The following is a 9,804-nucleotide window of genomic DNA, read 5'->3' on the forward strand; positions in this document are numbered from 1 at the left end:
GTTCGGGGTTCGGGGTTCGGCAGGATTGTGTTTGGTATTAATTAAAAAGCAATTCGTCATTTATTTATTAATCACCTAACCCTTCAACTCTTGATAAAGCAAATTATAATTGGCAGTTACACAACATTAATTACACCCTCGGAGCCTTTACCCTATACGTGGCATAAAGCCCCGCCTACAAAATAGTGTGCGCCACCCCATCAGCCTTAGTTTACCTCGCACACGTTTTAGGCTCGAAGCTCGTAGCCCGTTAACCTTTAACCTTTAACCTAAACCATCGCGGCTTTTACATATACATCAAAGCGGTTCTTCTTGGTTTTGATTTGCATGCTTGGGGTTTTATCATTTAAAAATGGTGCGTAATCGGGGCGTTTAACCACCACACGTTTGCTGGCAAGGGGGTAAGCAAACTCGAGTAAATCATCCGCGTCGGTATCGCCACCTACTAATTCTTGGAATACGCGCATTTCTTTTTTAACCAATGCTGATTTTTCACGGTGCGGAAACATAGGATCTAAGTACACTACATCGGGCATGCTGTCACATTGTGCGAGTAAGGTATGGCTTGAGCCAAATATTAAGCTCATATTTTGCTGCATCCATAGGCCAATTTCACTATCGTTATAAGCGCGTTGTAAACCATCATATAGCAGCGCGGCAACCACTGGGTGGCGCTCATGCAAAATCACTTTACAACCTAGAGAGGCTAAAACAAAACCATCACGCCCAAGCCCTGCGGTTGCATCGAGTACAACTGGCGTTGCGCCCTTATTAAGGCCAACGGCTTTAGCAATTGACTGCCCTTTACCGCCGCCAAACTTACGCCTATGTGCAACGGCACCACCAACGAAATCGACGTTAATAGCCCCTAATTTAGGCTCATCAGTTTTATACAGGCTCAGTCCTTTATCATCGTAATGTAAACTAAAACCATGGCTTTGCTCTGCCCATTGAGCAAGCCCAAAGCGTGTTTCTAACTCATTTAAATAGGGCCGACACTCTTTAAACGCACACTGTATAACCACTTCACACTCCGATGATAAATTTCACCGCTATTATACCCAAACAGCTGCAATATACGAAGTTCGTAAAGTGTATAGTTTAAAACAACTCAATATCGTTATTTTCACTCGCTGGCTCTAACTTGGTTTGTTGATTACTCGTATGAGAGCGGGTAATTAAGTCATTACGCTTTTGAGTGGTTGTTTTTAGTTGATGCTTAATGAACGCCAGATCATTTGTGGTTGCAACAAGCTGCTGTGATGTATAGCTAAGCTGGGTTATTTGCTCATTGAGCTGCGTAGCTGATAAGTCCTTGGGGGTTTGCATTAGCAATTGGAGTTGCTCAAGCTGCTCGGTGAGCTGAGTAATCGCATTGCTTTGCATCGCATTTTGATTTTTTAGCTGTGCGACAATGTCTGTAAATGCGGTTGTTAATTCATTGTCGTGCATCAGTCGATATTGGTGCTGCTGTATAGTGGCTACTTTTTCGTTAGTTATTTCTAGAATATGCGGGAACAAATCTTTATAGCGCCCATATAACGTTGGTGTATCTACAGGCATATTTTTAATTAATAAAGAAATATTAGGGTAATTAATAATAGTGCTATGGCCAATATCAACAAAGCGGTCTGTATTTTTATGTTGCATGAGCAGCTGTTGCTCCAATGGACATACGCCCGTCTCTTGGCTATAAAATATGCCTTGTTTATTTTGCCAAAAAACAACCACCACGTTGAGATGAAGTGGAGTAAAAAACCCTAAAAAGTATTCACTTAATAATTCTAAGTTATCTGCATGATAGCTTTGGCAAACAAAGCGCATAATTCGCCCCATATCACCAGATTCAATCATCGCCATTTCAGCCGTTTTATTGGCTCTGGCAATATCATGCTGCAGCGCCGCGCATTGTTGGCGATATTGGTAAAGTATTTTTATTCGCGCCATAAGCTCTTGTGCGTTAAAAGGTTTTAAAATGTAGTCTGCCCCGCCAACACTAAACCCTTTAATGCGTTCAGCCTGCCCCACTTTGGATGATAAAAACATCACGGGGATATCTGTTGTGGCTTTATTTTGTTTGATGCTTTGACACACTTCATACCCAGACATGCCCGGCATTTCAACATCAAGTAAAATAATATCAGGGTTATACTTGTTTGCTTGTCTTATGCCATCTTCACCATTTTTGGCATGGATCACCTTACAAAACCCAGCTAAAGACTCTTCAATAATATGGTGCATTAATTTATCGTCATCAATTGCTAGTATTAACTTTGCCATGCGTTAGTCCCTTTAAGTATTCTGTTCAAAGCATAGTACGACATGTTGAAACTACTAAAATTTATTCAAAAAAATTATATAAATCACGCTCCCTTTTTTAATTACTCTATGCCGCAGGCAATAAAAAAGCGCCACTGAGGCGCTTTTATTAAACTAATACTTTTTTTTAAGCTGCTATGCCACTGTGGCGCAGTAGTGCATCGACAATTGGCTCACGACCACGGAAATTTTTAAACAATGCCATAGGTTCTTCGCTACCGCCTTTTTCAAGAATGTGCTGCATAAACGCTTGGCCTGTTTGTGGATTAAAAATCCCCTCTTCTTCAAATTTAGAATAGGCATCGGCAGAAAGTACTTCGGCCCATTTATATGAGTAATAACCGGCGCTGTAGCCACCAGCAAAAATATGACTAAAACCATGCTGAAAACGGTTAAACGCTGGCGGTTTAATGACTGAGGTACGACTGCGGACATCATCAAGTACTGCTTGAATGTTACATGTTTTGTCTGCCACGTAATCGTGATGGATTTTAAAATCAAATAACGAAAACTCAAGCTGTCTTAACATTTGCATACCTGAGTTGTAATTTTTAGCCGCAAGTAGTTTATCAAGCAACTCTTTAGGTAGTGGCTCACCCGTTTCAAAGTGCCCAGAAATGAAGCTCAGTGCCTCTTCCTCATAACACCAGTTCTCTAAAAACTGACTTGGCAACTCAACAGCGTCCCACGCTACCCCATTAATACCAGCAACGGGGGCTGCATCTACTTGGGTAAGCATATGATGAATACCGTGACCAAACTCATGAAACAGTGTGGTTACTTCATTATGGGTAAATAACGCCGGCTTATCGCCAATCGCTTTATTAAAGTTACAGACTAGGTAAGCAACCGGTGTTTGTAGCTCGCCATTTGCGCGCACTTTGCGACCCATACAGTCATCCATCCACGCACCACCACGCTTGTGATCGCGCGCATACAAATCTAAGTAAAAACGACCGCGTAAGGTGTTGTTGCTGTCATAAATTTCAAAAAAGCGTACATCTTTATGGTAGCTATCAAAATCAGCGACTTCTTTTACAGTAATGCCAAATAGGCGATTAACCGTTTCAAATAAGCCACTCAGTACTTTATTTGCTGGGAAGTAAGGGCGAAGGACTTCATCTGAAATCGCGTACTTTTCTTGCTTTAGTTTTTCACTGTAATAACCAAAATCCCACGCCTGCAGTTCACTAATACCATGCTTTTGCTGTGCATATTGTTGCAGCTCTTTAAGTTCTTGCTCTGCTTGTGGTTTAGACTTAGCGGCTAAGTCTTCTAAAAATGAGAATACCTGCGCGGGTGATTCTGCCATTTTTGTAGCCAACGATTTTTCAGCGTAGTTATTAAAACCTAATAATTGTGCTAATTCATGACGCAGTGCAAGTTCTTCGCTCATTATGGCTGAGTTATCAAACTCTCCCGCATTAGGGCCTTGATCGGATGCACGGGTTGAAAACGCGGTATATGTTTCTTCACGAAGTTCACGATTATCTGCATAGGTCATAATCGGCAAATATGAAGGGAAATCTAGGGTAAATACCCAGCCATCTAGCTCTTTACTTTTTGCCGTATCGGCCGCTAATGCAAGCGCTGATTCTGGTAAACCAGCCAATTGGCTTTCATCGGTAATATGCTTATGCCATGCAAGTGTTGCATCCATCACATTATTACCAAATTTTGAGGCAAGCTCTGATAAACGCGCACTGATTTCGCCATAGCGTTTTTGTTGCTCAGGATTTAACGCAATACCTGATAGCTTAAAATCTCGCAACGCATTAGTAATGGTTTTTTGCTGAGCGGTGGTGAGTGTTTTAAATTCGTCACTATTATAAAGCGCGTTATAAGCCTCATACAAACCTTGGTGCTGACCAACAAAAGTAGAATATTCAGAAATAAGCGGTAAACATTGCTCGTAGGCTTCGCGAAGTTCATCGTTGTTCATTACTGAGTTTAAATGCGATACTGGTGAAAACAATCGCGATAGTTTATCGTCAGCCTCTTCAAGGGGTAAGACTAAATCTTCCCATGTGTATGATTGCTTTGCTAATACATCATCAATTGCACTGCGACAGTGCTCAATACCTTTTTTTAGTGCCGGTACAACATGCTCTGGCTTTATTTTTGAAAAAGGCGGTAAACCTTCAAGCCCTATTAGGGGATTAGTATGTGCATTGGTCATAGTGATTCTCGGTTTATGCAAAATATAAAAATTTAAGTTGGGGCAAAATACGTAAATACAAGGGCAAACCTGCTTTACTAGTTAACGAGTGTGTATCTGTAAATGATCACCTAGCAGCTTGATCTGAAATAGCATATCTTTCGTTTGATGAAGGATATTTGATAGATTTTAGCAGCCCCGAACAAGTGACTTGCTCATCGCATATGCTATCATCGGCACAGAAAAGTTAAATTTAATATTTAGAGGATTAAACATGGCTCAGCATTTTGATTACATTGCAATTGGTGGCGGTAGTGGTGGTATTGCATCAGCTAACCGTGCAGCAATGCGTGGCGCAAAAGTAGCATTAATTGAAGCTAAACACATGGGTGGCACCTGCGTAAACGTAGGGTGTGTTCCTAAAAAAGTAATGTGGCATGGCGCTCAAGTTGCTGAAGCAATTAATCTTTATGCTCCTGATTACGGTTTTGATGTTGAAGTCAAAGGCTTTGACTGGTCAAAACTAGTAGAAAGCCGTGAAGCCTATATTGGCCGCATTCACAAAGGCTATGATAATGGTTTAGCTAAAAATGGCGTTAACGTTATTAAAGGTTTTGCGAAATTTGTTGATAATAAAACCGTAGAAGTAAATGGTGAACATTACACTGCCGATCATATTTTAGTTGCCGTAGGCGGACGCCCTACTATTCCTAACATTCCAGGCGCTGAGCACGGTATTGATTCAAACGGCTTTTTTGAACTTAACGAGCAACCTAAACGCGTTGCGGTTGTTGGTGCCGGTTACATTGCCGTAGAAATCGCAGGTGTGCTACACAGCCTAGGGACACAAACCCATTTATTTGTTCGTAAGAGCAAGCCGCTGCGCACCTTTGACCCATACATTATCGACACATTGGTTGATATTATGGCAAAAGAAGGCCCAACACTGCACACAGAGTGTTCACCAAAAGAAGTGGTAAAAGAGGCTGATGGCAGCTTAACTATTCATTTTGAAAACGGTTACAGCGAAAATGTTGATCAGGTTATTTGGGCGATTGGTCGTACACCTACAACCGACAAAATTAACTTGGCTGCGGCAGGCGTTGAAGTAAACGAAAGTGGTTATGTAAAAGTAGATGAATACCAAAACACCACGGCTGAAAATGTTTATGCAGTAGGTGATATTATCGAAGGCGGCATTGAGCTTACACCAGTGGCAGTTAAAGCGGGTCGCACTTTGTCGGAGCGCTTATTTAATAAAGCGCTGCCGGATGATTTGAAAATGGACTACAGCCTAGTACCAACCGTGGTATTTAGCCATCCACCTATCGGCACCATTGGCTTAACTGAGCAAGAGGCGATTTCTCAGTACGGCGAAGAAAATGTAAAAGTATATAAATCAAGTTTTGCTGCTATGTACACTGCAGTTACTCAGCACCGCCAAGCATGTAACATGATGCTTGTGTGTGCAGGCGATGATGAAAAAGTAGTGGGCTTACACGGTATCGGTTTTACCGTTGATGAAATGATTCAGGGCTTTGCAGTCGCCATGAAAATGGGCGCAACAAAAGCCGATTTTGATGCAGTTGTAGCACTACACCCAACAGGGTCTGAAGAATTTGTTACTATGTAAATTTTTCTCTGGAAAAGTGAAACTTTACATTTGCTAACTCTGGAAAACGAACTAAGCTGACCAAGTAACGTACAATTTTTGGTCGGCTTTTTCATGCTCACAATAGTTCAATCAGATGATTTTAAAACTGAGATCCAAACTCCCTTTTGCAAAACAAAATCAAGCATTCAGCTAAAAGGCTTTCCAACTTTTTATGAAGATGGTGAATACGTCATGCCAATAAACCTTTGGATGAATCACCTCATTAACGTTAAGCGCGCAAAAAACATCAATTCAAACGTTCGTGCCATAAGTCGATATTGGCGCTTTTTAAAAAGCCATGAACTCTCTTGGAAAGACTTTCCAACTATCAAATCAAATAAGCCCACATATATTTTCCGAAACCAAGATCTTTTGGCCTCAGTGAAAGCCGGTGAGCTAAATAGTTCAACAGCAGCTGTATATATGAACCATATAATTAAATTCTACGAGTGGGCATATTACGAGAGGTTAATTAACTTCTCTAAGGAAAATAAACCATTTGAAGTAGAGTTTGTTAGCATCAAAACGACTGGGATGCTTGCGCATATCAATCGTAATTATGTTGTTAGAAGCTCAGACTTAAGGATCAGGGTCCCAAGGCGTACACCAGAGCAAAGCTTGAATCCCCTTACAGAAGATGAGGTAAAATTATATTCGCGAGCACTCAAAGAACAGTCAATTGAGTTCCAAATACATCAACTATTACAACTCATGTGCGGCCTTCGTATAGAAGAAGCCTGCACCTTTCCTGCTAATCTAGTGAATAGATGTGACCCGAATAAATACCATATTCAAGTTAGTATAGGACCTCATAACGGTGTACTCACCAAATTTGGCTCAGTCAGAACTATCGAAATTCCAACACTGTTAATGAACAAGATGCATCGCTACTTGATTAGTGAGCGTCGCCAGAAAAGAGAGTCTAAAACCGATAAACCGATTACGGAATTATTAATTACCAATCGAGGTAAACCATATACTACCAATGCAATACAGCGTCACTTTAGCTTAACTCGTAATTACATACGCAATGAGCTAAATACCCACTTTCAGCATAGAACTCACGATTTACGTGCAACTTACGGTACATTTCGCCTTGCGTCCCTTTTAGACGAAAAAGTTGGGTTGTCACCATTCGATGCTATGTCATTAATCATGGGGTGGATGGGACATAAAGATGAGAAAACAACTTGGCGATACCTGAACTTTATAAACCGAAGCAAGGCATCGATACGTGCAGTTTGCTTTTTAGATCAAGTTATGGAGTCAGTCATTAATGAGGATCTCTCGTGATTAACAAATCAAATTTAAATATTGACCTTAAACTTAAGTTAAATATTTATGGTGATCAATTTGTATACCCAGACTTTCAAAGATTTAGATACAAAGGCGTGCCTAAACTTTTTGAAATGCATCGGGGTACTTTGCTTAACCGAGACAACCAAATTATTAAGTGGTATCAAGCATTCAAAGCTAATACAGAATATACTGACACAACAATGAATACCCTTTTTAGAACATTTACACGGTATGTGAATATTTGTGACAGTATTCCAGTAAATCCAGATTCAAAAGAGGGTATCAATGCATTTGAAACAGCTCTAGTTCACAGCGTTAGAATTGGCAGCAAAAGTTCAAACACAGCAAAAGGTGAATTAAGTAGTATAAGAACAATAATGAAGATGCTAGATCACCCTGTTGATGAGTGGTTTTCTAAATTCAAACTATTTCGCAGCCAAATAAATCCAACTCAAGCATACTCAGAATCTGAATTGAAAAAGTTAATTAAAATACTAAAAGAACTATATTTTCAGCTTTCCAAGCAAATTCAAACCTCACCTAAAGAATACATTCAAGCAAGGAGAAGCGACCAATACGCGAGCTTTTCTTTTAATAAAATCGAAGTGCCTGTAAGTGGTGCTATTACCAAGTGTTACTGTGCTGCATATTTCTTACTTGCCTATTACACATGGGCAAACGCTAGTACGATAAGAGATATGGATATCCCCAAAGCTTCACAAAAAAAGGGACAGCAAGGTAAGTGGTTTGTGCAAACAGCGTTAAAGAAGAGAGCTAATAAATTTGTTACCATCGAGCTCGGCGATAATCTTAGCACAGACATTCCAAAGCATGCGCTAAATTTTATTAATGACCTTATCACCCTTACGCACGTGCTGTTTCCAGATGCCAATAGACTACTTCATCAATGTCTAAACGGGATAAATAAGCCCTTGTGCCCAACGCATATTCGTTCCAATATGAATTGGCTAATTAATATATTCGATTTGACTGATGACAATGGTCAACAACTTAGGCCTGAAGCTAAACGCTTTAGAGCTACAGGTGCATCTAATTACTTAGCACTCACAGGAAACTCACTCGAAACATCCATGTTGCTCAATAACACACCTGATGTAGTTCGAAAGCACTATAGCAGAGGTAACGAGTCAGAAAATAACGCCCAACTTCAAGCCACAGCTAACACCTTAGAAAATGCAATTAAATGTGGCGATATTAGTAGAGCACGAGAACAAACTCTTGAGCAAATGAATCTAGAAATACTACCCTATGATGAATTCGTAAACCGCTATGCTAAATCAGGGAATGGTCAAAAAACACCTTTAGGTACAGGTTGCAAAGACCCCTTTGATAACCATGGTGACCGTTTTCGACGAAAGGCCTCTATCGATAGCGTTGACATGACCCATCTTGCCTGTGCAGACTTATTAAATTGCTTTTCCTGCCCAAATCAAGTGCTGGTTGAAGAAGTTGATGATATTTGGTGTTTATTGAGTTTTTATGAAGCGTTAGAGGATGCCAAAGAAGATCACCTCAACATGTCACACTTTAAAAACAATTTTGATCGAGTACTAAGAAAAATAAAGCAAGTGCTTTTTAGTATCGACTTAAAAGTGCGCAGGCAAGCTGAGCGGAAGCTACATACAATTGGTCGCCACCCTTTTTGGCCCGATACGCTTAATTTGGTTTTATAAGGAAATGCTATGAAACCGTTACTTGCTGCACCAGAACAAGTTATAAAAGAGAATACTGTTTTTGTTGAACAGGCAATACAGTATTTTGAAAATAAGGATTGGGACAATTTAAACAAAATCCCAGTAATGATTGACCAAAATGGTAAAACCATAAGTTACTTTGGCGATAACACATGGGATTTAACACACTATGTAGATGCAAAAATTGTTTCTAAAAAACGCGCCTCATTTACACATTTAACAACCACTTCGCTATTACAAGAACAAAAGTTACTCGCATTCCTTGGTTTGTTTGCTGTAGGCACTTTAAGGCAAGGGGCAACGATAAAAACCACAACATTTTTAGAGAGAAATATCAATTTAACCCAAGTATATAAATACATAGAATCCATCAAAGCAGATTCGATCTGTGTCCTTAACCATCCCATACAGTTTTCTAGGTTTTGCGAATATTTAAAGTCACTTAAAATGTGTGGAAGATATATTTCCAAACTCATTGTTGCATTAAATTGGATTCAGGCTATAAGAAACCAAATCCCCATAAAACTATCATTGAATCGCCCCGTGTTTGCCAGAGACTCAATAACTTGAGAAACTGGAACTATGAAAAAATCAAATCGCTATACATCAGAATTTCGTGAACGTGCAATTAGGCTTGTTACCACACAACAGCATGAATA

The 9,804-nt window shown here is 40.0% G+C and carries 7 protein-coding genes; 4 read left to right on the forward strand and 3 right to left on the reverse strand.

Annotated features, from left to right (window positions below):
* Window positions 1-269: 269 nt before the first annotated feature.
* From BW139_RS17755 to prlC, 3 genes are all read right to left on the reverse strand, one after another.
* Window positions 270-1,025, reverse strand: a complete 756-nt coding sequence (locus BW139_RS17755; protein ID WP_076920537.1) for a class I SAM-dependent methyltransferase — start codon at window positions 1,023-1,025, stop codon at window positions 270-272.
* 76 nt (window positions 1,026-1,101) lie between these two features.
* On the reverse strand, window positions 1,102-2,280 hold the full coding sequence (locus BW139_RS17760; protein WP_076920538.1) for a PleD family two-component system response regulator: 1,179 nt from the start codon (window positions 2,278-2,280) through the stop codon (window positions 1,102-1,104).
* A gap of 166 nt (window positions 2,281-2,446) precedes the next feature.
* Window positions 2,447-4,498 (reverse strand): oligopeptidase A, encoded by a 2,052-nt coding sequence (gene prlC, locus BW139_RS17765; RefSeq protein WP_076920539.1) that lies wholly within the window; start codon window positions 4,496-4,498, stop codon window positions 2,447-2,449.
* Between the two features lie 253 nt (window positions 4,499-4,751).
* On the opposite strand from prlC, the gene gorA reads away from it, so the two are divergent.
* From gorA to BW139_RS17785, 4 genes are all read left to right on the forward strand, one after another.
* Window positions 4,752-6,110: a glutathione-disulfide reductase gene (gorA, locus tag BW139_RS17770; RefSeq protein WP_076920540.1), complete on the forward strand. Its 1,359-nt coding sequence runs from the start codon at window positions 4,752-4,754 to the stop codon at window positions 6,108-6,110.
* Window positions 6,111-6,203: 93 nt separating this feature from the next.
* A complete protein-coding gene (locus tag BW139_RS18625) occupies window positions 6,204-7,424 on the forward strand; it encodes a site-specific integrase (protein ID WP_008467214.1) in 1,221 nt (406 codons plus the stop codon).
* Window positions 7,421-9,124: a hypothetical protein gene (locus BW139_RS17780; RefSeq protein ID WP_008467212.1), complete on the forward strand. Its 1,704-nt coding sequence runs from the start codon at window positions 7,421-7,423 to the stop codon at window positions 9,122-9,124. The genes BW139_RS18625 and BW139_RS17780 overlap by 4 nt, the downstream gene beginning before the upstream one ends.
* Window positions 9,125-9,133: 9 nt before the next feature.
* A complete protein-coding gene (locus tag BW139_RS17785) occupies window positions 9,134-9,715 on the forward strand; it encodes a hypothetical protein (protein ID WP_076920541.1) in 582 nt (193 codons plus the stop codon).
* Window positions 9,716-9,804: the final 89 nt, after the last annotated feature.

Origin of the sequence: Pseudoalteromonas sp. SK18, from assembly GCF_001974855.1 — a bacterium.
Taxonomy (GTDB): domain Bacteria; phylum Pseudomonadota; class Gammaproteobacteria; order Enterobacterales; family Alteromonadaceae; genus Pseudoalteromonas.

Bases quoted from the DNA above. Each gene is read 5' to 3' on its own strand.
- BW139_RS18625 (WP_008467214.1), top strand. From the start codon at position 6,204: ATGCTCACAATAGTTCAATCAGATGATTTTAAAACTGAGATCCAAACT.
- BW139_RS17785 (WP_076920541.1), top strand. From the start codon at position 9,134: ATGAAACCGTTACTTGCTGCACCAGAACAAGTTATAAAAGAGAATACT.
- gorA (WP_076920540.1), top strand. From the start codon at position 4,752: ATGGCTCAGCATTTTGATTACATTGCAATTGGTGGCGGTAGTGGTGGT.
- BW139_RS17760 (WP_076920538.1), bottom strand. From the start codon at position 2,280: ATGGCAAAGTTAATACTAGCAATTGATGACGATAAATTAATGCACCAT.
- prlC (WP_076920539.1), bottom strand. From the start codon at position 4,498: ATGACCAATGCACATACTAATCCCCTAATAGGGCTTGAAGGTTTACCG.